Raw genomic sequence first — 25804 nt, forward strand, 5'->3', positions numbered from 1 at the left:
GACTATTTACAAAACGATACGTTCAGTATATTATTTGAATATCTAATTAGTGAACTAAACGTTTAGTATTTATTTTAAGGAGGATGTATCATTATGAAATCTGCACAACCTATCGCAAAAGGCAGCATTTCAAGCTGGATGATGTTTTTGCTGGCGGCTTCCTGCGGACTCATCGCCGCCAATCTCTATTACGCGCAGACCCTGGTCGGTCCCATCAGCGCGGCTACCGGCATTTCGCCGTCCGCGGCGGGCTTCATCGTCACGATTACCCAGATCGGCTACGTGGCCGGTCTGCTGTTTATCGTACCGCTCAGCGATATTGTGGAGAACCGGCGGCTCGCGGTAACCGGCCTAATCCTTGCGGGACTCGCCTTGCTAGGATCCGCCTTCGCCGCAAATGCGCCGCTCTTCCTCGCCTCTTCTTTGATCGTCGGTTTGGGCTCGGTGGTTGCGCAAATCCTTGTGCCGTATGCCACCTACCTGTCCTCCGAAGAGCAGCGCGGCCGCGTCGTCGGCAATGTCATGAGCGGCCTGCTGCTGGGAATTATGCTAGCCCGTCCGGCGGCAAGCCTCATCGCCAGCTTCTGGGGCTGGCGGGCCATCTTCTTCCTATCGGCCGGCGTAATCGCCCTGCTGACGCTGGTCCTTGCACGCGCGCTTCCGGAGCGCCGGCCTGAGCGCACCGTCCATTACGGCAAATTGCTCGCTTCCCTCGGCACATTGTTCAAGCAAACGCCGGCCCTGCGCCGCCGCGCTTTTTATCAAGCCTGCTTATTCGGATCCTTCAGCCTATTCTGGACCGCGGTGCCGCTAAGGCTTGCCAACGATTTCGGCATGTCCCAGCAGGGTATCGCCCTGTTCGCGCTGGCGGGTGTGGGCGGCGCCGCGGCGGCTCCCATTGCCGGACACTTGGCGGATAAAGGCCTCACCCGGCCGATGACGGGCTTGGCGCTGATCATTGGCGTATTGTCCTATCTGCTCGCCTATCTGGTTCAGGGGCATTCGCCGATTGCGCTGACCCTGCTTCTGATCTCCGCCGTTACGCTCGACATGGCCGTATCGGGCAACCTTGTCCTGGGCCAGCGAGTGATTTATTCGCTGGGCAGCGAGGCGCGCGGCCGCCTGAACGGGCTGTTCATGTCCATCTTCTTTATCGGCGGGGCGATCGGCTCAAGCCTCGGCGGCTGGTCTTACGCCCATGGGGGATGGAACCTCAGCGCTTTGATCGGAGCGCTTCTGCCGATGATCGCCTTTTTCTACTTCCTGACGGAAAGAAAGAACGCGGCAGCACGCCAAATTTCAAGCAAAGCGTGAAGCGGCAAACAAACAGCCGCCTTTCGGCAAGAAACCGGAAGGCGGCTGTTCTCCTATATTCACCCGCGATTGACCGGCCGGATCATGCCTCGACCCAAGGCAACGGATTTACGAATTCATTCCAATCCTGCTTCATTTCTTCCTCACTCAGCAGGCAACGGTCCAGCTTTTCCTCGATATCCTTCTGATTCATGCCGATTCCGATAAACACAAGCTCGGTCATCCGGTCCCCCCAAACCGGATCCCACTCCGCAGCCATCTTCGGTTCACTTGCCAGCACTTCGCGCTGCTCTTCCTCCGGAAGCGACGCGAGCCAATAGCCTGCGGGGCCAAATTGGATGGAAGGACCGGCCTGGCTTAACGAGGCCGCCATATCGCCGCGCGCCGCGATCCATACCAATCCTTTGGCCCGAACCGCCTCCGCCGGCCAATTGCTCATGAACCGGCCGAGACGCTGCGGGTGGAACGGGATTCTGCTGCGATATACAAACGACCCTATACCATACTCCTCGGTTTCCGGAATATGTCCTTCCTTAGACAGCTCGGCGATCCACCCCGAGGACAAGCTGGTCTTCTCGAAATCGAACAAACCCGTGTTCAAAATTTCCTTGGGATCCACAACGCCGTTCACGGTACGAATGATTTTTGCCGCCGGTTGCAGCCTTCTCAATACGGCCTCCAGCTTGTCCAGTTCGTTCCCTTCCACCAGATCGCACTTATTCAACAGCAATACGTCGCAGGTTTCAATTTGATCGATCAAAAGATCCACAATATCTCTGTAATCCTCTTCTCCAACCGCCTGATTGCGGTCAAGCAGGCTTTCTCCCGATGCGAAATCGCGCCAGAAACGGTTGGCATCCACGACGGTAACCATCGTATCCAACCGGGCCAAAGCCGTTAAATCAATCTCCAAATCTGGATCGGCATAAGTAAAAGTCTGCGCTACCGGAATCGGCTCGCTGATTCCCGACGATTCGATCAGAATATAATCAAACCGCCCCTCGCCGGCCAGCTTTTGTACCTCGCGCAGCAAATCGTCCCGGAGTGTGCAGCAGATGCAGCCGTTGGACATCTCCACCAGCTTCTCTTCCGTTCTCGACAAAGCGTTTCCCGATTTCACCAGATTGGCGTCCACATTGACCTCGCTCATATCATTAACAATGACCGCTACCCTCAGGCCCTCTTTGTTGTGCAAAATATGATTTAACAACGTTGTTTTCCCCGAGCCCAAATAGCCGCTCAGAACCGTTACCGGAATTTTTTTGCCTGCCTGTTCAGCCAACATGATTTGATCTCCTCCCTGCATTAACGCGTTTCGCGGTGCAGCGTATATTTTTTCAGCCGCGGGCAGTATTTGCGCAATTCCAGACGTTCGGGATGCGTCTTTTTGTTTTTGCTGGTCGTGTAATTGCGGTCTCCCGTTTCCGTACAAGCCAAGGTAATGACAACTCTCATTTAAAACAACTCCTTATTCGTAATTTTTACGATTAATAATTTAACAGATTCTTTTGCCCCATGTCAATCGCTAACCCGACTTGATCCAATTTCCCGAAAATGCAAACAAGCTCCTGATCCGCTTCAAAAGCGAGTCAAGAGCTTGTTCGTTGTACATATGATGCGGTCGAGAGGACTCGAACCTCTTGAATTCTAAATCCCCGAGGAGGGATTTGGAAGCTATCAAAGGCTTTGTAAAATCAAATTTATGGGCTATATTCCATTCAAATTATTGCGACGAAAGGTTCTGAGAAAGAGTAGAAAGAGAAGTAGAATTTGGACGTCTGACCTATATGTTCTTTTCATTTCAAGGGAAAAAAAGTTTCCCTTTCTTCAGAACTACCTCGGCTATGGAAAATCAAGACACAAGTGATACTTATTACTTCATACTCCTCATTAATTATAGCTTTAACATACCTACATCATTGTTATATTAGGTATCTTCATTGTATGAATCATATCAATCATTCTTCTAAATTTATGTTCAATGTAATTTCTAAAAAAATGAAATTCTTCCGGAAAAGAGTTCTTTTAAACATATAGTACTATTTGATAAGCAATCTAAGCCTGAGTTAAAACAGCACAATCTGTTTAGGGTGATACAGATTCCCCTTAATATTTAGAAACCTCATTTTCTTTGTTCCTTCCTGATTTTGCTTTATGTGTACCTTCGACTCGTTTACATAAAATTTCGAATAGACAGCCACATTGTAAAAACTTGAGTTTGACTGGATATAACTGAGCACTTTATCATTTTGAATGACCAACTCCACAGCAATTAAGTTTATAATCTTATCATTATCCGGTTCTACCCAAGGGAAACGGAGTTTGAGGACATGAAACTTAAATTTCTCTTGTGGAGGTGCAATTTCTTTTATAATTCCTTCAAGGCACAATGGATGGGTAACATTATTCCTTTTTATATAGGTATAACATTTCTTGAAATCATCCGATGTGTAATAAAATCGACTCCATTTAATAGTCTGCTTTCCGTACTGTAAAGAAATAATTTCTCTCAGTTCATCATGTGTTTCTGTTAGAGAGCGGAGTTTCATAATCTTCTGCATCGTAGAAAGATAGGAGTCTAATTTCCCCCGGTTGGTATATACTTTTGCCGGAGGCATTGAAACCCAAGGGGCTGACTCATCAGAGTTAGATTCGTCTTTAGCTAATTGATTTAACGTTCTAAGTGTCTCATCAATGACATTAAGTCGAAAACTATAGTGGCCTTCTTCGATAGCACGAAGAACGTTATCATCTGAGTCCTTCGCAATGGCCTCAATCTGCCCTAATGTATTATATTTGCATTCCCTCAAATGTGGCTTATCATTTGACGCAAGGCGAAAGTAAGGGGCTACCATGACCGTTTTATCGGCATATCTTTTCTTATAAGCATCCACAAAGATTACGGGAACGCGACACTTTGAGGTTTGACATAGCAAAAATCCGTTCATTTCTTTGTCAGCAATATCTATGCTAACTATTTGGTCTTTCATTTTATGATAAGCCTTTGGCATCTTTATTCCCATACAAAATAAGCCCCTTTACTACATAGTCCAGGTAAAACTAAAATAGATTAGCTTAAATTTTAGATTGCTTTCGCATTGATTCTACAGCACTTTCAATTACATCAGGAACTATTTCCTTCGACCATTTATCCCAAAACCTAACTGTTGCACTGTCGGGTTTCTGAGTAGGTTCAGCAATTTTAACTCTGCTTGGTAATAGACTAGCATCCCCCACTACTAAGGCTTCCCCAATATCTAAAATTGGCAAAAGTTCAGCATAGTTCCCTAAACTATCTGGAAGTAGCTTTTTCACAACGTTCTGATCATCTGCATTAGTTAAACGCATAGCAATAAAATTACTACTCTGACTAAGTACTGTTCGATTGACCTCTGAAGGCCTTTGCGAAATAACTACAAGACCAACACCATATTTTCTTCCTTCTTTAGCAATTCGTTCAAAACTCAACAAACTTGAAGCTTCCACTCCTTGTTGTACATTTGCAGGAATATATAGATGGGCTTCATCACAAAACAAAGCAATTGGATGTATTTTATTTTTATCTACCCATTGCTGAATAGAAAACACAACTCTAGCAATTAAAGAAACCATTAACGGTAGAATGTCAGAGGGGACTTCAGAGAAGTTTATAATCTTTACACCACCTCCTTGTGAAGCAGGTGACATCAATTCCTTACATAGTAAATTCATGTAATCATAAGAAAGTAGTGCAGGATCGCTTGAAAACATAAAGTTTAAGCGCTTGTCTTGTATTTTAGCCGAGAGCCTTTGAATAAATCTTGATAATTTACCATAGAACTCTCCTTGTTTTTCTCTATTATTTGCTCCAGGTACCATTTGAGTATCTAAATCCTCTAGATGTCTAATCAGATTATTAATCTTATATGGAACAGGAGTATCTATCGTTAGATTATCAAGTAGAAATGATTTGCCATGTTCTTTTAAAAGTTCTTCTTTTTCTAGTAAAACCGATCTGCTAAATATCATCGCCTGATTAGGAGCATTACTATCGCTGCGGTCAAGCATCAATGATAACATTTCATCATACGTTAGCAGCCAATAGGGTAAAAACATAATACCATCCTTAACGATATCTGATGGACCTGCAACCTTATAATGTTGGATTCCTTTTCCAGTTATAGGAGCATACTCACCATGAATATCGAATAGAATGGCATTTGATGATTCCAGTTTTGCAATCTGTTCGACCAAAGAAGCTACTGTATATGATTTCCCCGAACCAGTACTTCCTGCAATAACGGCATGTCGTTGGAACAACTTATTCCCGTCCAACCAAGCTCTCGCATTATCATTAAGCGTATAGGTTCCGATACTTAAAGGATTATCAGCATCAGCGGTATTCTGGGATATCACTCCCATAAAGCTCGTTAACGTACTATCATCCATGATAAAACAATCCGCATCAATCTCTGGTACTGATTCCAGCGTACGCTTAAACTGATTAGATATACTACCAATCTTATCAAAGAAAGTTCCTATTAAAGTTATTTTAACGATATCATTGGAGCATGGACGTTCATCTTGATCTTCTTCCACATCCTCATCAAATTTACGCATTATTTTTACAACCAGTCCAATTAGATGCTGACCACGTTTAGAAGCACGAATTACAACCAAATGATTTACTTGTAGTTTTGAGAGCATGTCACTTTTATTGACCTTGACAACAACGGAAGTAGTATCTACACTTTGTACTTTTCCAACAGATTGATCATCCTGAAGTTCAAAAATGGCCATTTATAACCCTCCATAAAATTAATAGAGTATATTGAAAAATTCTTCTAGTTTCCACAGGTCCCCTTTTTCTGAGTATTTCTCTTCTTTCATAAAAAAATCTGTAAGTCCTGGTGTATCACTTTCTTGAATTATTACATACTTAGACGCATTGCTAGTTATCATTCTGAATGCTGGATCCGATAACTTTTTAGTAACAATTACAATTGGTTTATCTTTACGAATGGCACTTATTATATTAGTTTGTATCTGTTCATCGTTAAATCCGTAACCTATACATAAAAAGCTTTGAGCCTTTGCAATAAAGTCATCCGCAATATGTATTACATCTCTACAAGGAGGTTGAGCTATGGAACGATATTTTTCTGAACCTGGGGGAATAATCTTTGGATGCATTTGTTCTGGTATTTTTCGTTGTAGAGGTATAGAGTATATGTTCCCATTATCATGTTCGAACCAATCTAAAGATCCATGCACCTTCAATAAATTAACATTACACTTTCCCTTAGCTAATTGAATGTCAATTTTTCGAATATAACGTCCATCACAAAGAGTGTTAATTGATATATTGAATTGATCACAAGAATATTCAATTACCCGATCATAATTTGTCGTTATAACATTTACTTGCTTTGGATGGGGTACACACATTGCATGAAGAAGCTTTCCTAAAGGCAGAGTAATTTCATTCTTTAAAACTCTGTAAAATAACTGTAAATCATAGTCAGCGATTAATTCCCACGTTTTTGTTGTTATGTCATGCATAATTTCATCAAGTAAGTTTAATCCCGTCAATGCACTCTCTAAATCTTTTCCATTAATTAAACGGTCTTTAAATGTCCTCCAGTTATCATCCAAATCATATTTTGAATCAAGTTGAGCTATTAAATAACTCGCTAATTGAGACATCCCTGGGATTCCATAAGGCATTGTACCGCCGGTACCAATTAGAATTAAGGGAACATCTTGAGTATATTTTTGGATTAACTTAAACATAGTCTCCCGGTCCATTTAAACCATCCTTTGTGTCATTATATTTACATAATTCTCCACAGAAATTGTGATTCCTCCAATATATATATTTTCAGTTAAGTAAAAGACTTGGGGCATTTGGTTGTGTAGCGATTAATAAATGAGACTATAAACTTGAAGCGATAAATAAGTTTTAAAGTTAAAAATTTTATTTTATCTCATTAGTGTTTTCTTTTCATATATCTAATTTTGAGCGCGATCCACAAGACTATACTTCTGCTTTCAATGGTTAATGAACTTCTTAATTTGCTGAATATATTAAAACCACAGCCAAGGGTGAAATTTTGTCATCGAACGTGACGGGTCTTCGAGTGGGATAATGGTGATGAGCAAATGCTAGTTGTGACAAATGAAGGTCAATGAGGGGCTTTAGCAACTAAAATGAGTTACTCAACAGATAAAGGCTAAAATTAATGATAATAGATTGAAACATGAAGTTGCTTTATCGTATAAAAAGAAAAGCACGAAAATTAAAATCATAGGACCGATGCGACGGTATTTCCCTTCGTTTTCTAATACCTGCTATTAGGATTATTTATGGAATTTAAGTCTTAAGTATGTTTCAGTCTGATAACGCCTCGATTTAGGCTATTGTTTTCACAATTCATCGCCAGAATTGATATCTGCAAATATATCTTGGAATATTCTATGAACATATTAATGTATCTGTTGGTTGAATAGAAAGTTAATTGAATAATTGTATAAATTGAATGTTCTAGAAGAATAAAAATCGGAAGTTAGGAGATTAGGAGGAAGTATCTCGCGGAGAATTTTTGAAGATCATATGATAAAGTAAAAAAGCCTCAGTTCATAGACTGAAACTTTTTAATGCGGTCGAGAGGACTCGAACCTCCACGGGGGTTAGCCCACACGGACCTGAACCGTGCGCGTCTGCCAATTCCGCCACGACCGCGTTTTCGCTGATGCATTATTTCGCAGCAACGAAATTTATAATATCATCCATAACCAAACCGGTCAACAGGTAAAATATTCCGAATCATTTGAGCTAAGCATTTCCCGATCCAAGCTCATACCGGTAGTTTGCCGCGGCTTCCATTTGTACGAAGCCTTCCTGTAAATACAGCGCCTTGGCCCGTTCGTTTTCGGCGTTCACGCAAAGAATCGTCCGGTTATAGCCCTTCTCCTTGGCAAAATGCAGCGCCGCTCTCAGCAGCATTCTTCCGAGACCTTTGCCCTGATACTCCGGGATCAGCGCGAGCGGCCCGATATTCATAATCGGTTCGCCCTCATATTCGTCATCCGCGCCGCGAACAATTCCGACCGGCCGGTCATGATGGTACAAAATCAGCATTCCGCCGTCGATATAATCGTCATCCGCCGCCATCTTGGACACCATCTCCGCCGTGATCGGCGTTTGACTTCCTTTCAGCTTGGCAAACCCGATATTCCGCACATCGGCCCAGATTTGCTCATCTCTCCCGGGTGAGAAAGGAACGAGGCTGTAGCCTTCGGGCAGAAAGTAAGGAGCGGGCGACGCCCCTTCTCTGACAAGAATGAAGGAATACCGCTCGACCTCGAAATGAAGCTCCTCCACGATTTCTATCATGTTCGTCCGGACGACAGGCACAAAAACAAAAAATTGCTCCAGGCCCGCTCCATGCTTCAATAACTCGTCCAGCAAACGCTTATAAATCCCGGCATCCGCAATTTCGGAATGGAAAATGCGGAAACGCGCCTTTTTCCCGCGCGCATGATGGGCATCTTTAATGAGCGAAGCCGCGGCAATGATTTCGCCATGCTGATTCACAGCGACATAAGTAGGATTTTCTTTCCCGATATTAAAATCCCTTAAATCCTCTTCGTACAAAAAAGAATCGTCGACTTCCGTTCTGTGCTTCCGGCAATAATCGATAAAACGCTCCAGCAGTTCCCCGTTCAAAGCCTGTATGTTCATCCGCTTCACTCCCCCTGAGAACCGATTATTCTAAAGGGATCGTCCCATTTCCCGGCTCTCGAATCCACAAGCCGATTATACGTTAACAAAGAGGAGAGGGCAAAGCTTTTCGCCTGCCCTCCGCGGCTCCGAACCTCTTGTCCTTATCCTTATTTAACGGCCTTTCTCCGGTTGGAAATATCCAGCCATACCGCAAAGACGAGAATCGAGCCCTTGACCACATATTGCCAGAACGATTCCAGACCCATTAACGACATGCCGTTATCGAGCGATGTCATCACCAGAGCGCCGATCAGCGCGCCAAGCACCGTACCGGCACCGCCCATAAGGGAAGTTCCGCCGATAACGCACGCGGCAATGGCATCCATTTCCGCCATATTCCCGGCGGTAATCGTCGCGGATGCCAGGCGGGACGTCAGCACAATCGCCGCGATCGAGGCCAGCAGGCCGCTAAGCAGGAATATCAACATCGTTTTTCGCCGGATATTGATCCCCGACAGCCGGGCCGCCTCCATATTTCCGCCTATCGCGTAAATGTGCCGGCCAAAGGTTGTTTTTGTGGACAAAAAATAGAAGATCGCCGCAAGCAAGATGACGAATATAATCGGAAAAGGAATCCCTTTATAGGAGTTCATGACGAGCACGAACAGGATTACCAGCAGCGAAAGCCCGATCATTTTCAGAATGTCGACGGATAAAGGCGAAACTTCAAAGCCGTATTTGCGCCGGGATCGGCGCTTGCTCAGCGTGCTATAGACAATGGCTCCGATCGCCAGAATCCCCAGAACGATCCCGAACATTGAGGCAAAATACGCATTCCCGAGCAGCGCCAGCACCGGATCGGACACCGGAATCGTCATCGACCCGGTCACGCCCATCAGCGCGCCGCGGAATACCATCATGCCTCCAAGCGTGACGATAAAGGCGGGAACCATTTTGTAGGCCACCAGCCAGCCTTGCAGCAGTCCCAATACGGCCCCGGCCGCCAGGGTACCGATAATGACGAGTACAGGAGGAAGCCCCAGCCAGTTGCTGAATATGGCGGCAAGCCCCCCCGTCAAGCCGAGGAGCGAGCCGACCGACAAGTCGATATGCCCGGCCACGATGACGAGCACCATGCCGATCGCCAGGATGGAGGTCACCGACATTTGCGTAAACAGATTGGACAAATTTCTTGCCGTTAAAAATGTCGGATCCAATATTCCGAACAGCACCCAGATCAGGACAAGCGCTCCGACCATGGTATAAGCGCGGACGTCCATTTTTCCGAACAGGCTGCTCCAGAACGACGTTTTGCCGGCGAGGCCGTTTTGATTAACCGATTCCTTTTGAAGCTCCATAGCTATTTCCCTCCCGTTGCGGCTTGCATAATATTTTCCTGGGTCGCTTCCCGCCAGTGGAACTCCCGGACGAATCTTCCTTCGCTCATGACAAGAATCCGGTCGCTCATGCCAAGAACCTCCGGAAGCTCCGAGGAGATCATAATGATAGCTACTCCCTGGCTGGCCAAACGGTTCATCAAATGATAAATTTCGTATTTGGCCCCGACATCGATCCCCCGTGTCGGCTCATCCATAATGAGGATTTTCGGATCGGACATCAGCCATTTGCCGATAACGACCTTCTGCTGATTCCCGCCCGACAGCGTGCCGACGAGCGTTTCCAAGGACGCCGTTTTTGTTTTCAGGTCGTGCACATATTTGTTGCCCCATTTCATTTCCTCATTATCGTTAATGACTCCCCATCGGGACACTTTTCCCATCGTCGCCATCGTTGTGTTCGTCTTGACATCCATGCCCATGACCAGCCCCTGCCGCTTGCGGTCCTCGCTGACCAAAGCGATGCCGGCTTGAATGGCATCGGCCACCTTGCGAATTCGCACGGATTTGCCTTCAACAAGCACCTCGCCCGAAGCTTTGCCCTCGTAAGCACCGAACAGGCTGCTGACCAATTCCGTGCGCCCGGCCCCCATCAGCCCCGCGATTCCGAGAATTTCACCTTGCCGCAGCGAAAAGCTGACATCCTTGATCACCTTCTGATTGCGTTTCTCCGGATGCCAGACCAAATAGTCCCGCACTTCCAGCACGATTTGTCCGGGCGTATGCTCCATCCGGGGATAGCGCTCCGTCAGCTCCCTGCCGACCATCAGCGACACGACCTGATCGTCGTTCGTCTCCTTGCGGTTCAGCGTGGCTATCGTACGCCCGTCGCGAAGCACCGTAATTGAATCGGCCAGCGCGAACACCTCCGGCATTTTGTGGGAAATGTACACACAGGTGACTCCGTCGCTGCGTAGCTGATTTAAGATCCCCATCAGAATCGCCACTTCGCTTTCGGTTAATGCCGCCGTCGGTTCATCCAAAATTAAGATTTGCGTATGCTTCGACAACGCCTTGGCGATCTCCACCAACTGCTGCTGGCCAATCCCCAGGCTGCCGATCCGGGTATCGGGCGAAATGCGGAGCCCGACCTTGTTCAACCACTGGGAAGCCTGGTGATATAATTCATCCCACTGAATCATCCCGCGTTTCTTGGGCTCGGCACCCAGGAAAATATTTTCTCCCACCGTCATATCCTTAACGAGCGCAAGCTCCTGATGAATGATGGCAATGCCGGCCTTTTCCGCATCCGTGATGTTGTGAAACTGCTTTTTCACGCCGCCGATAAGGATATCCCCGACGTAGGTCCCGGCGGGATAAAGCCCGCTCAGCACTTTCATCAGCGTAGACTTTCCCGCTCCATTCTCTCCGCACAGGGCGTGAATTTCGCCCTTGAGCACCTTGAAATTGACGTCGTCAAGCGCCTTTACGCCGGGAAATTCCTTGCTGATATTGACCATTTCCAACACGTTCATAAGTTACACTCCTCCTTGGCCGTTCATGAGGGATGCGCGAAGCCAAGGAGATTAGCGTTACTCCCCGGCTTCGCACTCTGGCTGCTTTCGGCAGCAATCATCCATCGATTATGGGTTTGGCCATTGATCCTTAGGAATGTTCTTGTAAATGTCCTCCAACTTGTGGAACCCGTCTTCGATCAGCACATTCAGATTGTCCTTGTTTACCGGAATCGGATCGAGCAGAACGGATGGAACGTCGATTTTGCCGTTGTTGACCGTCTTATCCGCTTTGACTTCTTCCCCCTTGGCCGCCGCCATCGCCATTTCCGCCGCGGTATGGGCGATCAGCTTAATCGGCTTGTAGACCGTCATCAACTGCGTGCCTTCGGCGATCCGCTGAACGGCGGCCAAATCCGCATCCTGCCCGGACACCGGTATTTTGCCGGCCATGCCTTGGGCATTCAATGCCTGAATCGATCCCCCGGCCGTTCCGTCATTGGCGGCAACCACGCCCTGAATATCATTGCCGTTGGCGGTCAAGGCATTCTCCATGTTTTTCAGCGCTTCCTCAGGCTTCCAATCTTTGGAAAACTGGTCATATACAATTTTGATGTCGCCTTTTTCCTCCAGCGGTTTCAGCACATTCATGGCCCCTTCTTTGAACATATGTGCGTTATTGTCCGTATCCGCTCCTCCGATATAGACGATATTCCCATTCGGGGCTTGATCGACGACGGCCTGGGCTTGCAATTCCCCTACGCGGACGTTGTCGAAGGAGATGTAATAGTCCACTTCGGCATTGTTGATCATCCGGTCATAGGCGATGACCTTGATGCCCTCCTTGTGCGCTTTCTCCACGATTGGAGCGGTGGCTTCGGCATTATGCGCAACAACGACCAGTACATCGACACCCTGGGAAATCAGCTGCTCGGCCTGACTGAGCTGTGTCGCGTCGTCGCCGTTGGCCGCCAGAACCTTCACCTCGCCTCCCAATTCCTCCACTTTGGCCTTGAAAATGTCGCGGTCTTTTTGCCAGCGTTCCTCCTTTAACGTATCCAGGGACATCCCGATGACGATTTTTCCGTCGTCCGCGCCTTTAGCCGTGCCTTGAGCATTGTTCTCAGCGGCACTGTTGGAGACGATCCCGCAACCGGCCAGAGAAGAGGCCAGCAACACCGCCGCAAGACTTAATCCGATAAAATGACTGCGTTTTCCCATTTTTTCCTTCGCCCCTTTTCGTTATCACTTGAATGATTGCGCTTACAAAAAAATTGTAGCACCCGATCGCGGTAGACAGAGCGCCGATTCCCAGCACTTCTTTGCGCATCCTCTTCAATTCATTGCCGTCAAATGTAATGAAAAACAATCCGGCTGTTTTCACTGGACAAATTTGCCCGGCTTAACGCAAAAAAGTCCTCGTCAGGGACGAGGACCTTCCATTCGGAAAAACAAGAGAAAGGTATATCATATTCCGTTTTGTTGACGATACTCGGTCGGCGTCATCCCGGCTGATTTCTTGAACACCCGGCTGAAATAATTGGGGTCCTTGTAGCCGACTTCATAACAGATTTCCTTCAGGCTTAAATGCTGCGATTTTCCCATCAGCTTCTTCGCTTCTTCGATGCGCAGGCGGGTCACGTAGTCGCTGAAGTTTTCCCCCGTCCGCTGTTTAAATAGCTTGCTGAAATAATAAGGGCTGAGATTGACATATTCCGCGCATTGTTCCATCGAAAGATCCTCTTTGTACCGCTCGGCTACAAAAAGCAGCGCCCGCTGCAGCACATGTGTGCGATTTCGTTCCTTCTCCTCGCGCAACCCGTCGATCCAGGTTAAGATCTCCCGCAGCGCCCCTTCCCGAAGGGAGCGGGAATCCTCGAATCCGTTTAAGGCGGAAACCAGTTCCGCTCCGTTCCCCGCCCGGACGGTCCGGTTCAGATAGAGCAGAAGGCTGATCACTTCCCCGCGCAGATGCGGAAATAGCCGTTCTTGCCGCTCGAGCCGATCGTACCACCGATTGAAGCGCTCCGCGGCTTCCTGCTTATCATGCCGAAGCAGCGCATCAAGCAGTTTCTTCTCCTCCTCCGGCGGCAGCGTCATCCGGCCCGAGCTTTCCTCAAGGTCATTATAATGCAGAACATTGGCATACTCCTGATCCTCGGAGCAGACACGGACCGCCTCACGGTAAGAACGGCCGAGCCCTTCCCACCCCTCCCGTACGGACCCGATCCCGACCGACAGCGGTACTCCGAACCGCTCCACCGCCTGGCTTCGCAACCGCTCGCCCCACTCAAGAGCCATCATCCGCTGCGTATATGCCGGACGGCCCGGAGGGAACGGAACGAACAAGGCCAATTGGTGGCCCAGGATCGGGCTGACGATACAAGACAAGGTCGGCTTGCACCACTGCTTTACGGCCTCGTAGATTTCTTTTTTGACAAGCTGAAAGGTCTGCCACTCCTTGGAGGTTTGCCTGGAAAACGACAGCACCATCGCGTATCCCTTGCTCCAATCCAGATTCAGCATGCCGGCCAGCTGCGTTAAGTCTATCTCTTGCACACACTCCAGCATTAACATCAGGGACAGCTCATTTTCCGCCAAAGGCAGCAGCCGGGAGAGCTTCTCCTGAAGCTCAAGCCGCTCATTTCTCGCCCGTTTGGCTTCCTCGGCCTCCCGGATCAGCTTTTTCAGCAGTTCCAGCACTTCCTCCTTTCTTGCCGGCTTCAACAAATACTCCCTGACGCCCAGCGCGAGCCCCTCCTTGGCGTAGGCAAAATAATCATGCGCCGTGATGATCACGACCGGCGTTTCCGGCGTCCTGGCGGCAATTTCCCGGACCGCTTCCAGTCCCTGAATTCCCGGCATTTTGATGTCCATAAAAATAAAATCCGGCCGCTGCTCCTCCGCCATCTGGATGGCGCGCCGTCCGTTCTCCGCATGGTAAAACCGAAAAGTATCCGGCAGCATACGGCTGATCATCAATTCAAGTCCTTCCCGTTCCAACGCTTCGTCATCGGCGATCAGCAAGCTGTACATAAGGATTCTCCCCCCGGTAAAGTGGCTTATTGCAATAAGGCAGCTTGAACCGGACCACCGTTCCGGCCCCTTCTTTGCTGTCGATTTCGATTTTTTGCCTGCCCTCAAAAAACAAATGCAGCCTTTTGAATACGTTATGCGTGCCCAGTCCTGTCGATTGTCCGTTTCCGGCAAAACGGGGGGCTTCTTCCTGTATGGATTGCAGCAGCATTTCCACCTTGTCCGCACTCATCCCGACCCCGTTGTCGCGAATCTCGATATCCACGGTCCCGTCTTCCCCTTTCCCGATCGACAGCTTCAGAACGGCGCCTTCCTCCATCTCCTCAATCCCGTGTACGAACGCATTCTCCATGATCGGCTGAAGGGTAAGGCACGGAATCATGCCATCCAGCACTTCTTCGTTAATCTCGGTCATAAAAACAATCCGGTCGCGAAAGCGGGCTTTCTGGATGCTCATATATTCACCGGCATGCGCCACCTCTTCGCGCAGCGTAACCGCCTGATCCAGCTTTTGCAGATTGTATCTTAACAGACGGGACACGGAGACGGCGAGATCGCTCGTCTTCTCGGCGCCCTCAATATAGGCCAGCTTGGATATGGAGTTCAGCGTATTGAACAAAAAATGGGGGTTGATTTGGCTTTGCAGCGTTTTTAGCTCCAGCTCCTTGACCAGCCTGTCCCTTTCCAGACTTTGGATGTTTTCCGCCATAAGACGCTGAATGTTGTCGAGCATGCCGTTGAATGCCCGGCACAAAATGCTGATCTCGTCGTTACGGTCGCTTTCGGGCGCCTTCTTGTCCATACGTCCTTTGGAGATTTGCTTGGCGGTGGCGACGAGCCGGCGGATCGGCCCGGTAATGCTTTCGGACAGCCACATCGCCAGCAAAATGCTGAAAGCCGCGGCCGTAATAACGAGCAGAATGCCTAGCTTGTTCAGTTTTCCGCTCGCGTACATCATCTCTTCATAAATCGGTTTATAATTTTCCAACTCCAGGTCAACGAGCTCCTGAGCTTCCTCGCGGATAAAACGCTGGGTTTGTTCCGCATCGATATATTGTCCGGCCATCGTATTGGAGTCCTGAAATTCAATCTGCTCGATCATACCCTCGGATTGCTCCAGAAACGTATCGATAATATTCCGGTAATTGACCAGGGGGAGATCGCTTTCGCCGATCATTTCCATTTCGTCGAGGTCGCTCCGCAGCCGTTTCACCGCATTCAAATGCCGGGTCACCTCCGGCAAGCTCTCTTCGTCCATCTGCATAATGAAACGGTTCATCGACCGCATGTTCTCGCCAACCTCGTAAGACACTTCTTTATATAGCAAAATACGCTTTATCATCAAATGATAGCTTTGTTGCACGGTTTGCCCGCTCTCGAACAAAAAAAACGATACGGAGCTCATCACCAGCACCAGCAGCGGCAGGAACAGAATCAGCTTTTGACGGATACTCACAGGCTTTCTCCCTCCTGCACGTTGCTCTCGTTCAACACCTTTACCTCCGTATGGTAGGTCGAACGGAGAGGCTTACCCTGGAAATGTTCGTACAGCAGCCGAACGGCCATTTCGCCCATCAGGAAAGGCTGCTGTGAGACGGTAGCCTGGATTTCCCCATTCGTAATTGCCTCCAGCGTCTCCTTCTGATTATCGAATCCGATGATCAGAAGATCGTCGCGTCGCAAGCTTTTTGCCGCCTGCATGACGCCGAGAGCATCGGTAGCGCTCGTACCGACCATGATCGTAATTTCCGGGTGCCGGCGCAGCATATCGGCCGCTTGCTGGATCGCTTCCATTTGAGAGATGTTGGAGCTGCGCACGTCCACGATCTCTAGACCCGGGTACTGGGCGACAATCCGTTTCAACCCTTCAAGCCGCTGGTTTTGACTTTCGGCCATCTCACTGCCGATGATGACGCCGATCTTTCCTGAGCCGCCCGCCGTCTTGACGACCAGCCGGCCCATCATTTCGCCGGCGGCGACATTATCCGTACCGACATACGCAAGCCGCCGGCTGTCCGGGGCGTCCGTATCGATCGTCAGAACAGGAATGCCCCGTTTGACCGCTTTGTCAATCACCGGCTTGAAACTCTCTTCATTCAGGCCCTGCACTATAATAGCGTCGACGCGGGCGGCGATCGCTTTTTCCAAGAGGTCCAATTGCTCTGTCATGTTGTTCCGCACCGCCCCGGCGAATTCGATATCAAGGCCGTATTGTTCAGCCGCTTGGGCAGCCCCCTTCTCAATCATCTCCCAATAGGGGTGGAAGCGCTCCTGCTCGATCAGCACAACATGATAACGGTGCTCCCTTGCTTCGGCATGCCCTTGCAGCTCCTTGACGATGACCCCGATATTGCCCGAATAACGGGCAAAGCCGATAAACAAATACGCCAAAATAAATATACAGACCAAGAGAACGGAAAACCATGCTTTGTCTTTGATCATACGGTTCACCTCTCAAATATCCTAACTCCGTTTGTATGCGCTTGCAATATGCAACAAGGACAAACAACGCAATCCGCATCGTTTAGAAAATAAAAAAAGTTCGCAACCTGCTCCGAGAGCAAATTGCGAACTTTTCACCGGTCAGAAACGATGCGGTCGAGAGGACTCGAACCTCCACGGGGGGTTAGCCCACACGGACCTGAACCGTGCGCGTCTGCCAATTCCGCCACGACCGCTTAATGTCTTCCTACGGAACAATTTCCGCAGCGACAAGATATACAATACCACGCCGATTTGCCCAAAGTCAACAATTTCCTTCAACAAAATTTTAATCACCCGCTTTTAATTCGCCGTTGTTTTGTATAGAATAGGAACATAAGTTCTCATTTCAAATGGAAAGTTGGTGTTTTCAATGGCGGTGCCCGGCATTTCGGAAGACGAGTTGGCATTGATCCGGAGCGTCATTCTTCTCCGTATGATCCGCCGCATTTTGGAGCGGGATGCCCGGATTCTGGAGGAGAGCGGCATGCTCAAAAGCCCCGAGCTCTACACGGATATGATCCATAACGCGGAACGGCGAGCTTCGCTGGTGCAGCAGGAAATTCAGGCGGAGTTCAAGAGACGCGGAATTAAACTGCTCGGATTTCACCAAAACGAAGAAGGAATTGAGGCCGAGTATACTTATAAGGGCTTTCGCGGATATATGAAAATCTTATGGCCCGCGCTAAGGAGCGAAATTTCCTCGCGAATCCGGGCTTATTTGGGAAATGATATGGCCCCCTCCACCCCTAATTTCATGGTATAAAAAAACTCCCCCGAGCCCGGTTCTATGCCGGTTTGCTCAGGGGGTAAATTCTGTCTATCCACCTAGTTTTGCGATAGCGCAAAGGGCCGTACGCCTAATGAATCGGCGTCTCGGACAGCGCCTCCTGCACGCGGATCACGCCTTGGGACAGCGCGTTTCCGGCCAGCGCGGCCGAGGCGACGGCCACCGTTTCCAATAGCTCCGCTTCGGTAGCACCCTTGGATCTCGCTTCTTCGGCATGGTAATAGGTGCACACTTCGTTATTGGTTGACAAAGCGATGCCAAGCGCGATGAGCTGCTTCGTCTTCGCGTCCAGCACGCCGCTTTCGAAGCTCGCTCCGGTAAAAGCGTGATAAGCTTCGGTCGCTCCGGGAACCGCCTCGCCGTAAGCGCTGATTTGGTCCTTGTAAGCTTTGATTTTGTCGTTGACGAGTGACATAAGGCATGAGCTTCCTTTCTGCAAGGGATTGGCTTCTTACCTTACTACGTTGTCCCGCTATGCGAAAAATATGCCTATTCCTCCGGCGAAACCCGCGGCTCGCGCGAAGGGGCGTAGCTGTAACTGCGGTCCAGCTTGACCACATTTCTGTTGGGCTTGCGGATTAGCACATGGGTATCGTCCCAGGCGACGACAATCCCCCGGATATCGTTCTCGGGAATGGCGTCTCTTACGACCCGGACCTTTTCGCCGGACAACCGGAATTGATTCAATTCCTCATCGGAAATCATCGTTATCACCGCCTCTTGCAATCAATTTTTAACTGCCTGCTTCTATAATATTAGTTCAAAAAAAGACCCCGCAGCAAACTGACGGAGTCTTTTCATATCATGGACGGGCATTGCAACCCTTCATGATGAATTCAATGAATTGCCGATATGACTGCGGACATTCCTTTAACGCTGCGCATGCTCCTTGCTGTCGTTCTTCTCGAACCAGAAATCAAGCACCTTCGCGGACATAACCCGCTGCTGCAAATAACCGACCTGTTGAGGGCTGAACTCCTCTTTCCAGGCGATACCAAGCTCCTCGCAAAGCCCGGCGATCGTCAGCAGTTGCGACCACGCCACATAGCGCTTATACCAGAAGAACTGGGGATGCTCGAGCATATAGGGATAAAGGTCGTCAAATTCCGTATGCTTGCAGTCCAGGGCACGCTCAAAGGTTATCTTGGCTTCGGACAATTTAGCAATAAAAAACTCTGCCTTTACTACAGATTCTTCCCCCATTTTGTAAGCCTCCTCTCCCTAGTAATCCTCATTATAACGAAAAAAAGAAGGCCTGCAAAGAACTGTTGCAAAATTGGAACGAATTAAATATTTGCCCAGTTTAGTCCGCAAAAGTAATCCGCCCGTCCGCAAGCGAAGCGATCCGTACCAGCGATTCCAGCCGGACGCCTTGTTCACGCAGCGAACTTGCTCCGGGCTGGAAGCATTTCTCCACGACGATCCCGGCCCCGACCAATTCCGCCCCGGAACGTTCGATGATCTTAACCAGCCCTCTGGCCGCATCCCCGTTGGCGATAATGTCGTCGATAAATAAAACGCGGTCGTCCGGCGAAAGAAATTCCCGGGAAATCAAAATATCCGTCACAATTCCCTTGGTAAAGGAAGGCACCCGTTCGCACAGCATATCCGGCTCGGCGAGCAGCGTCTTCTTCCGGCGGGCAAACACCAGCGGAACACCCAGCTCATAAGCGGTTGCGAAGGCGACGGCGATACCGGAGGATTCGACCGTGACGACCCGGGTTACTTCCGAATCCCGAAACCGCTCGGCAAATTGTCGCCCCATTTCCATCGTCAATTGCGGATCGATCTGATGATTCAGCAGCGCGTCGAGCTTAAGCACCTGGTCCGAAACCACTACGCCGTGCTCCGTAATTTGCCGTTTCAATTTGTCCATTCCATTTCCTCCATCGTTCATCTCATTTAGGGTTTCAAGTCATGTCCCGTCCCCGGACAACATACCTTGTACTATATATAGCACATCGGCCGGGGGGAAAACCATGAAAAATGCCGTCAAAGTTTTGCAGATTGCTTTTACGTATATCGGTACCGTCGTCGGCGCCGGCTTCGCGACAGGCCAGGAGATCCTGCAGTTTTTTACCCGTTACGGCAAATGGGGGGCGCTGACGATCCTCCTGTCCGCCTTTTTGTTTATTTGGCTCGGGACCAAGATGATGCTGCTCGCCCGGAGTATCAAGGCCGCCTCCTATGAAGACCTCAACCGCAAGCTATTCGGGGAGACGGTCGGCAAAGGGGTAAGCTTATTTACGCTAATTGTGCTGATCGGGGTCAACAGCGTCATGCTGGCGGGGGCCGGATCGGTATTTATGGAACATCTGGGGCTCCATTACCAGGTCGGTTTATGGGTGACGCTGATATGTACCTATTTGCTGCTTGGACGAGGCATCGGCGGCGTGATGAAGCTGAATTCCGTCGTCGTCCCGCTGATGATTACGCTGTCGCTTGCGGTCATCATCAATACGGCGGGTTCGCCGGGGGCGGCGCGGTTTTTCACCCTGAGCACCGACAGCGGCCTCGCCGCCGCTTGGACCTCCCCGCTGATGTACACCGCCTTTAACCTGTCCATGGCGCAAGCCGTGCTCGTCCCGATCGGCGCACACACCGAAAGCCGCAAAGCCGTAATATGGGGCGGCATTCTCGGCGGGGCGGGCGTCGGCTTTATGCTGATGGCCGGCCATTTCGCCTTGTCGGCCTATATGCCCGGCATCGTCCAGTTCGAAATCCCGATGGGCCATATCGCCCGCCAGCTCGGAGCGACGATCCAGCTTGTTTATATCCTGCTTATTTTTATGGAAATATTCAGCACCTTTGTCGCCGACGTGTACGGCGTAACCCTGCAGCTCAAGCAGCGCCTGAAGGTTTCCCCCCGGCTGATTTCGCTCGGCATTTTGCTGATCTGTTATCTGACAAGCCAGTTCGGCTTCAGCTCGCTCTTGTCCGTGCTCTATCCCGTGTTCGGTCTGTTCAGCCTGGTCTGGGCGGTCATGCTCGCCATGTATCGGCAAACGGGCGACGGCAGAGATTAAAGCCTTCCGCCGGTTTTGGTTTTCCGCAGGCATTTCCTAACATTGCTTACCGCATAGTGATCGTCGCCGCCTCCGGAAACCGGGCCTTGACTCCCTCCATCACATGCGCGTGGCAAGTCATCATGATAATCTGATGTTTGTCCGCTACCCGCTTAAGTACGGACAGCGCGCCGGCGAGCCGGGCGGCGTCGAAATTGACGAACAGATCGTCGAGCAGAATCGGCATGCCGACCCGGCCGGCCACGGCATCCGACAAAGCCAGCCGCATCGCCAGATACAATTGCTCCGCCGTACCCCGGCTCAAGAAAGAGCTTGAGATCGGGCCGTGATCGCGGTGCTCCGCCATCAGCTCTTGGCTGCCCATCTTTACCAGAATGCGCCGGTATACGCCGCCGGTCATCTCCTCCAGATAGCCGGAGGCCGCCTTGAGAACTTCGGGCTGGCGCTCTTCCTCGTAAATTTTGCGGACCCGCGCGATAAGCTCGCGGGTGACGGCCATCACCGCATAGCGGTCCACCGTCTCCTCCAAGGCCGCCTGCCGCTCCGCGAGTTGCTGCTGGAGATCTTCCTGAAGGCCGCGGGCCTCCAGGCTCTCTTGCTCCTGCAGCAGCCGGCCGCGCGCTTCCTGCAGCCGCTGGCGCGCACGCTCCGCGTCTTCGAGCCGGACGCGGGCCGCTTCGGCCAGCCGGGCCAGCTCTTCCTCTTCGCGGCCGCGCAGCAGCTCCTCCACTTCCGGCCGGTGTTCCCCGCCGATCGCGCCAAAGAGCACCAGCTCGATCTGCCGGAGCTCGGCCTCAAGCAGACGCCGCCGTTCCGCTTCCGCCCCGTGACGCAAATAAGCTTCTCCGTCGGCGGCCCCGCTCTCCTCGAGCAAATGGCGCTCGGCATCCGTCACGGCATCAAGCCTGTCGCGCGTCCGGCCAAGCTCCTCCTCCAGCGGGATCAGCTTATCGCGAAGCCGCTCCCGCCGGGCCTTTAAGTCGAGCTGGACATCGAGCTCGGCCAAAGCCTTGCGCAGCCCGGCGGCCGCAGACTGGCGCTCGCCGGAAGATGCGGCGCCTTCGGCTTCGCCGAGCAGCCCTTCGCGGCGGCAATCCCGCTCGAAAGCGTCCGCAGCTTCCCGCGCCGCGGCCGTTTTGGCGGACAAGGCGTCCAGCCGCCCGAGCCAGTCGCAGCCCTGTTCGGCGAGGCGGAACACGTCCATCGCCGCTTCCGGCGACAAATCGCCGGGCAGGCGCCGCACGCGCAGCCAGTCCTCCCACTCGCGGGCCAGCCCGGCGAACTGTTCATCCTTGCGGGACAGTTCGCGTTCCAGGCTGTCCAGTTCCCGCAGCGCCCCGGCGGTCTTAAGCCGGCACTCCTCCGCCTGCGCCGCAAGATCTTCATGGCGCTGATCCCACAGCATCCAGCTCTCCATCAGGCGGCGCAAGGCGCGCTCTTCCTCGTCCCAGCGCTCCGGTTCGGGCGGGACGGTCCGAGCGGCGGCGCCCGCAGCGCTCCCCGCCGCTGTGAGCGGGTGCGCGACAAGCCGCGGCAGAAGCTCCTGCAGCCGCGCTTCCTCGGCCGATCCCGGCGCCGCGGAAGGCATTGCCCGCCTGCCGCGGGCGCGGCGGTTCGCGGCGTTCCGGCTTCCCTTCAATAAGCCGGAGGCCAAAAAGACGTCGAAGCCGAGCAGAACCGCCGCGGCGAGCAGCGTCCCCCAGCCGGATTTCGTCGTCAGCCACAGTGCGGCCGGAAGCAGTACGGTCAGCGCCGCCCCACCGCCGAGCAAGCGCCGGTAGAGCTGGTCGATGCGCTCGCTTGCGGCGGCTTCCGCTTGCGCGGCTCTCCGCTCGTCCTGCCGGGCGGATGCGGCCGCCCGCCAGCGGTCCAGCAGGGTGCTGATTTCGCTCCACAGCTTTCGGATCTCTTCCCTGTCACGGGGAACCAGTTGCGCAAACTCCGTCCCGGCCGTCCCCGCGCTCTCGGTCAGCCGCCGGACGGCGCCGTTTTCGGCGGCCTTCAGAGCGGAGACTTCCCGCTCCAGCTTGAACCGTTCATTATTCAGCAGGTCCATTTCCTTGTCGTAGGTATGGAAACGGCCCATGTATTGGCGGATGCTCTCGCGTTCACCCACCGTTCCGGCAAAATCGCGCAGCGTCTCTGCCGTCCAGTCTTGATGAATGCTTCTCAGGCATTGGCCCAGCTTGCCGCCGAGCTGCTTCGTTTCGGCTTCGAGCTCGACCAGCTCTTGCAGCCGGCGTTCGTAGCCCGGCAAACGCTCGGCTAGAGCGCGAAGGGCCGCTTCGCGCTCCAGCAGGTCGCGGTTCGGAGCCAACGCTTCCAGCTCCTTATGCAGCGCGTCAATCTTCCGGGCAAGCTCTCCGGCCTCAAGTCTTAAGCGCTCCTTCTCCGCCTGCAGCGCCTCCCAGCGGGACAGCCCCTGCTCGGGGAAGGGAGCCCGCTCCGGCAAAGCGGCCAGCTCGATGCGCAGCGCTTCCCGCTTCAGCCAATCGGCGCGGTTGTCGGCCGCCTTCCGCGTCAGCGAAGCCTCCCTGCCGCGCCGGGCGAGCTCCGCCTCGGCTTCCGCCAGCCCGGCATCGACCCGCTCAAGCTCCCCCAATACTTCCCGGTAACGGGGGAGCAGCGCTTTCGCGGCTCCGGCTTCGCGTTCCAGCCGTTCCACGGCCTGCACCTGCTGCGCCACCTCCTGGTTTCTTCCGCGCGGGCGGTACAGCTTGTCCATCTCCTGGACAAGCTTCTTCTCGCCGCGCAGTACCGCGGTGCCCCCGCCGATGCCGGCGTGAAACAGGAACGCGCTCATCTCCTCGGATTGCAGCGCCGACACCTCCTGCAGCTCCGTCAGCGAAACGGCGAACAGCTGCTGGAACATTTCTTTCGACATGCCGCCGAGCAGCTCGCGCTGCAGATCATCCTGGGAGAGCGTTTCGATTTGCCCGTCCGGGCCGGTTCTGGCAATCCTGAGCAGCTCTCCCTTGCCTCCGGACCCGGATCCTTCCGGCGGCTGGCCATAGCGCTCGATAAGCCACTGCGAGCCGTCTTCGCCGCGAAGGGCGATCGAACCGCCGTGCGGGCCGCCGTGGACCGGTTCATAACGCTGCGGTCCATGGACCCTTGAGGGAATGCCGAACAGCATGGCGCGGACGAATCCGAGCAAAGTACTCTTTCCGGCTTCATTCGGGCCGAAGAGCACGGTAACGGGCGCATCGAGCTCCACCTCCAGCCCGTGCAGATGACCGAAGCCGCTGACCTTGAGCTTCTCGATTCTCATGAGCCGAAGCCCTCCCTTCTCCCCTCTTCCGTCAGCAGGGAGGAGGCAAGCTCCCCGGCACGTTCCAGCAAATCCAGCTTCTCCGCGGACCCGAGCGATTTCATCAGCCTTCGCAGCTGCCGGTGCTCCATCAGCGGAGCGAGCGCGGCCTCGATTACCTCATCCCGCAATTCCGGCGCAGCCCCGGCCTTATCCGCATAACGCAGCAATTCGCCGAGGAAGCTGTCCTCCCGTACAAGCCGGCCCCGGTCCAGGTCCATCCCCGTTTTCACTTTAAAGCCGGCGGGCCACACGATGCCGTGCGAAGACCAGGAGGGATCGATCTCCATCGCCAGGCTTTCCCGCCGCTGCAGCTCCAGCAGCAGGTCGGCGCATTCCCGCCCGCTCTGCAGCATGGAATGCAGCGGACCGCGACCGGTAAACGTAAACCGGACAATGCCGGTCTTCCCGGCGAGCCGGTCGCGGATCTCCTCCATTTTTTCCTCGACCCGTTCCTTCCAGGCCTCTTCGCTATGTAAATCTTCGATCGGGATTTCCGCTTCGCTCCAGCGGACATGATCCAGCTCCCTGAAGGAGAGCCGCGCTTCGCCCTGCTCCGATACATCGACGAGATAACAGCCCTTGGCTCCCGTCTCCTTCGGACTGCGGCCCTGCAAATTACCCGGATAAACGACCCAGGGAGATTCGGAGAGGATTTGCCGCTTGTGGATATGGCCCAAAGCCCAATAATCGTACCCGGAATTTCGCAAATCGTTTAATGAACAGGGGGAATACGCATCATGTCCCTCTTGTCCGTCCACATTGGCATGCAGGAGGGCGATATGATAAAGCGGGGACTGCGGATCGCGCGAGAACAAAAGCGCCGTATTGTCGGTCACCGCGGCCGTCGGATAGGAAATCCCGCTGACCGCCGCCACGGGCGCGCCGTCGCTGCGCCGTCCGGCGATCGCGCTTTCCGGCCGGGTCCCGCCGAAGACGGTCACATTCCGCGGATATGTCAGACGTACCCGGCTTGCGCTGAGCGGATCATGGTTCCCGTGAATCATGTATACCGGGATCCCATGATCGTCCAGCTTGTCCAAAGCCTCCTTAAGCCGAAGCTGCGCCCGCAGGGAGGAGTCGGAGGCGTCATATACGTCCCCGCTGATCACCAGGAAATCGGCGGCTTCGGACACGGCGAGCTCCACCAATTCTCCGAGCGCGGCGAAGGTGGATTCCTGAAGATGGCGGCGAAGCCGATCCGGCAGGGCGGACATTCCGGTAAACGGAGTGTCCAGATGCAGATCGGCGGCATGAATGAAACGAAACGCAGACATAAAGAATCACTCTT

General features: G+C 52.1%; 21 protein-coding genes and 2 tRNA genes. 3 read left to right on the plus strand and 20 right to left on the minus strand.

What is annotated here, in order from left to right; translation table 11 throughout:
- Positions 1 to 93 precede the first annotated feature (93 nt).
- A complete protein-coding gene (locus tag V3851_RS06510; protein ID WP_331845711.1) occupies positions 94 to 1314 on the plus strand; it encodes an MFS transporter in 1221 nt (406 codons plus the stop codon).
- A gap of 82 nt (positions 1315 to 1396) precedes the next feature.
- On the opposite strand, the gene V3851_RS06515 is transcribed toward V3851_RS06510, so the two are convergent.
- The 14 genes from V3851_RS06515 to V3851_RS06580 form a co-directional block, all read right to left on the minus strand.
- Positions 1397 to 2599: a GTP-binding protein gene (locus V3851_RS06515; RefSeq protein WP_331845712.1), complete on the minus strand. Its 1203-nt coding sequence runs from the start codon at positions 2597 to 2599 to the stop codon at positions 1397 to 1399.
- Between the two features lie 20 nt (positions 2600 to 2619).
- Positions 2620 to 2769, minus strand: a complete 150-nt coding sequence (gene rpmG / locus V3851_RS06520) for a 50S ribosomal protein L33 (RefSeq protein ID WP_331845713.1) — start codon at positions 2767 to 2769, stop codon at positions 2620 to 2622.
- 611 nt (positions 2770 to 3380) lie between these two features.
- On the minus strand, positions 3381 to 4337 hold the full coding sequence (locus tag V3851_RS06525) for a hypothetical protein (RefSeq protein WP_331845714.1): 957 nt from the start codon (positions 4335 to 4337) through the stop codon (positions 3381 to 3383).
- A 52-nt stretch (positions 4338 to 4389) separates the two neighbouring features.
- Positions 4390 to 6093: an ATP-binding protein gene (locus V3851_RS06530; protein WP_331845715.1), complete on the minus strand. Its 1704-nt coding sequence runs from the start codon at positions 6091 to 6093 to the stop codon at positions 4390 to 4392.
- Positions 6094 to 6111: 18 nt separating this feature from the next.
- The gene (locus tag V3851_RS06535; protein WP_331845716.1) at positions 6112 to 7101 is read right to left on the minus strand and encodes an SIR2 family protein; all 990 of its coding nucleotides are present in this window, start codon (positions 7099 to 7101) and stop codon (positions 6112 to 6114) included.
- 850 nt (positions 7102 to 7951) lie between these two features.
- Positions 7952 to 8035 (minus strand) — tRNA-Leu (locus tag V3851_RS06540).
- Between the two features lie 93 nt (positions 8036 to 8128).
- Positions 8129 to 9037, minus strand: coding sequence for a GNAT family N-acetyltransferase (locus V3851_RS06545; protein ID WP_331845717.1), 909 nt, complete (start codon positions 9035 to 9037; stop codon positions 8129 to 8131).
- Between the two features lie 149 nt (positions 9038 to 9186).
- Positions 9187 to 10377 carry a sugar ABC transporter permease gene (locus V3851_RS06550; protein ID WP_331845718.1) on the minus strand — a complete coding sequence of 397 codons (1191 nt, stop codon included), beginning with the start codon at positions 10375 to 10377 and terminating at the stop codon, positions 9187 to 9189.
- A 2-nt stretch (positions 10378 to 10379) separates the two neighbouring features.
- Positions 10380 to 11891, minus strand: coding sequence for a xylose ABC transporter ATP-binding protein (locus tag V3851_RS06555; protein ID WP_331845719.1), 1512 nt, complete (start codon positions 11889 to 11891; stop codon positions 10380 to 10382).
- Between the two features lie 108 nt (positions 11892 to 11999).
- A complete protein-coding gene (gene xylF, locus V3851_RS06560) occupies positions 12000 to 13091 on the minus strand; it encodes a D-xylose ABC transporter substrate-binding protein (protein ID WP_331845720.1) in 1092 nt (363 codons plus the stop codon).
- 246 nt (positions 13092 to 13337) lie between these two features.
- Positions 13338 to 14906: a response regulator gene (locus V3851_RS06565; RefSeq protein ID WP_331845721.1), complete on the minus strand. Its 1569-nt coding sequence runs from the start codon at positions 14904 to 14906 to the stop codon at positions 13338 to 13340.
- Entirely contained in the window at positions 14881 to 16362 is a 1482-nt protein-coding gene (locus tag V3851_RS06570) for a sensor histidine kinase (RefSeq protein WP_331845722.1), read from the minus strand. Before V3851_RS06570 ends, V3851_RS06565 begins: the two co-directional genes overlap by 26 nt.
- On the minus strand, positions 16359 to 17348 hold the full coding sequence (locus V3851_RS06575; protein ID WP_331845723.1) for a sugar-binding protein: 990 nt from the start codon (positions 17346 to 17348) through the stop codon (positions 16359 to 16361). The genes V3851_RS06570 and V3851_RS06575 overlap by 4 nt, the downstream gene beginning before the upstream one ends.
- Positions 17349 to 17499: 151 nt before the next feature.
- Positions 17500 to 17584, minus strand: a tRNA-Leu gene (locus V3851_RS06580).
- A 176-nt stretch (positions 17585 to 17760) separates the two neighbouring features.
- On the opposite strand from V3851_RS06580, the gene V3851_RS06585 reads away from it, so the two are divergent.
- Complete coding sequence (locus V3851_RS06585) at positions 17761 to 18153, plus strand: hypothetical protein (protein ID WP_331845724.1); 393 nt, start codon at positions 17761 to 17763, stop codon at positions 18151 to 18153.
- A 94-nt stretch (positions 18154 to 18247) separates the two neighbouring features.
- Here the strand turns inward: V3851_RS06585 and V3851_RS06590 are convergent, their stop codons facing one another.
- The 4 genes from V3851_RS06590 to V3851_RS06605 form a co-directional block, all read right to left on the minus strand.
- Positions 18248 to 18592: a carboxymuconolactone decarboxylase family protein gene (locus tag V3851_RS06590; RefSeq protein ID WP_331845725.1), complete on the minus strand. Its 345-nt coding sequence runs from the start codon at positions 18590 to 18592 to the stop codon at positions 18248 to 18250.
- A gap of 74 nt (positions 18593 to 18666) precedes the next feature.
- Positions 18667 to 18882 (minus strand): hypothetical protein, encoded by a 216-nt coding sequence (locus V3851_RS06595; protein WP_331845726.1) that lies wholly within the window; start codon positions 18880 to 18882, stop codon positions 18667 to 18669.
- Positions 18883 to 19047: 165 nt separating this feature from the next.
- Positions 19048 to 19380 (minus strand): hypothetical protein, encoded by a 333-nt coding sequence (locus tag V3851_RS06600; protein ID WP_331845727.1) that lies wholly within the window; start codon positions 19378 to 19380, stop codon positions 19048 to 19050.
- Positions 19381 to 19480: 100 nt separating this feature from the next.
- The gene (locus V3851_RS06605; protein WP_331845728.1) at positions 19481 to 20053 is read right to left on the minus strand and encodes a xanthine phosphoribosyltransferase; all 573 of its coding nucleotides are present in this window, start codon (positions 20051 to 20053) and stop codon (positions 19481 to 19483) included.
- 103 nt (positions 20054 to 20156) lie between these two features.
- Between V3851_RS06605 and V3851_RS06610 the strand changes: the two genes are divergently transcribed.
- Positions 20157 to 21203, plus strand: coding sequence for a YkvI family membrane protein (locus V3851_RS06610; protein ID WP_331845729.1), 1047 nt, complete (start codon positions 20157 to 20159; stop codon positions 21201 to 21203).
- A 46-nt stretch (positions 21204 to 21249) separates the two neighbouring features.
- Here the strand turns inward: V3851_RS06610 and V3851_RS06615 are convergent, their stop codons facing one another.
- A complete protein-coding gene (locus V3851_RS06615) occupies positions 21250 to 24474 on the minus strand; it encodes an AAA family ATPase (protein ID WP_331845730.1) in 3225 nt (1074 codons plus the stop codon).
- Positions 24471 to 25790 (minus strand): metallophosphoesterase family protein, encoded by a 1320-nt coding sequence (locus tag V3851_RS06620; RefSeq protein WP_331845731.1) that lies wholly within the window; start codon positions 25788 to 25790, stop codon positions 24471 to 24473. The genes V3851_RS06615 and V3851_RS06620 overlap by 4 nt, the downstream gene beginning before the upstream one ends.
- Positions 25791 to 25804 lie beyond the last annotated feature (14 nt).

Source organism: Paenibacillus haidiansis, assembly GCF_036553665.1.
Taxonomy (GTDB): domain Bacteria; phylum Bacillota; class Bacilli; order Paenibacillales; family Paenibacillaceae; genus Fontibacillus; species Fontibacillus haidiansis.

Coding starts and splice junctions, on each gene's coding strand:
- V3851_RS06510 (WP_331845711.1), top strand. CDS start 94: ATGAAATCTGCACAACCTATCGCAAAAGGCAGCATTTCAAGCTGGATG.
- V3851_RS06615 (WP_331845730.1), bottom strand. CDS start 24,474: ATGAGAATCGAGAAGCTCAAGGTCAGCGGCTTCGGTCATCTGCACGGG.
- V3851_RS06600 (WP_331845727.1), bottom strand. CDS start 19,380: ATGGGGGAAGAATCTGTAGTAAAGGCAGAGTTTTTTATTGCTAAATTG.
- V3851_RS06620 (WP_331845731.1), bottom strand. CDS start 25,790: ATGTCTGCGTTTCGTTTCATTCATGCCGCCGATCTGCATCTGGACACT.
- V3851_RS06525 (WP_331845714.1), bottom strand. CDS start 4,337: ATGGGAATAAAGATGCCAAAGGCTTATCATAAAATGAAAGACCAAATA.
- V3851_RS06565 (WP_331845721.1), bottom strand. CDS start 14,906: ATGTACAGCTTGCTGATCGCCGATGACGAAGCGTTGGAACGGGAAGGA.
- V3851_RS06555 (WP_331845719.1), bottom strand. CDS start 11,891: ATGAACGTGTTGGAAATGGTCAATATCAGCAAGGAATTTCCCGGCGTA.
- V3851_RS06530 (WP_331845715.1), bottom strand. CDS start 6,093: ATGGCCATTTTTGAACTTCAGGATGATCAATCTGTTGGAAAAGTACAA.
- V3851_RS06590 (WP_331845725.1), bottom strand. CDS start 18,592: ATGTCACTCGTCAACGACAAAATCAAAGCTTACAAGGACCAAATCAGC.
- rpmG (WP_331845713.1), bottom strand. CDS start 2,769: ATGAGAGTTGTCATTACCTTGGCTTGTACGGAAACGGGAGACCGCAAT.
- V3851_RS06545 (WP_331845717.1), bottom strand. CDS start 9,037: ATGAACATACAGGCTTTGAACGGGGAACTGCTGGAGCGTTTTATCGAT.
- V3851_RS06585 (WP_331845724.1), top strand. CDS start 17,761: ATGGCGGTGCCCGGCATTTCGGAAGACGAGTTGGCATTGATCCGGAGC.
- V3851_RS06610 (WP_331845729.1), top strand. CDS start 20,157: ATGAAAAATGCCGTCAAAGTTTTGCAGATTGCTTTTACGTATATCGGT.
- V3851_RS06515 (WP_331845712.1), bottom strand. CDS start 2,599: ATGTTGGCTGAACAGGCAGGCAAAAAAATTCCGGTAACGGTTCTGAGC.
- V3851_RS06535 (WP_331845716.1), bottom strand. CDS start 7,101: ATGGACCGGGAGACTATGTTTAAGTTAATCCAAAAATATACTCAAGAT.
- xylF (WP_331845720.1), bottom strand. CDS start 13,091: ATGGGAAAACGCAGTCATTTTATCGGATTAAGTCTTGCGGCGGTGTTG.
- V3851_RS06605 (WP_331845728.1), bottom strand. CDS start 20,053: ATGGACAAATTGAAACGGCAAATTACGGAGCACGGCGTAGTGGTTTCG.
- V3851_RS06550 (WP_331845718.1), bottom strand. CDS start 10,377: ATGGAGCTTCAAAAGGAATCGGTTAATCAAAACGGCCTCGCCGGCAAA.
- V3851_RS06595 (WP_331845726.1), bottom strand. CDS start 18,882: ATGATTTCCGATGAGGAATTGAATCAATTCCGGTTGTCCGGCGAAAAG.
- V3851_RS06575 (WP_331845723.1), bottom strand. CDS start 17,348: ATGATCAAAGACAAAGCATGGTTTTCCGTTCTCTTGGTCTGTATATTT.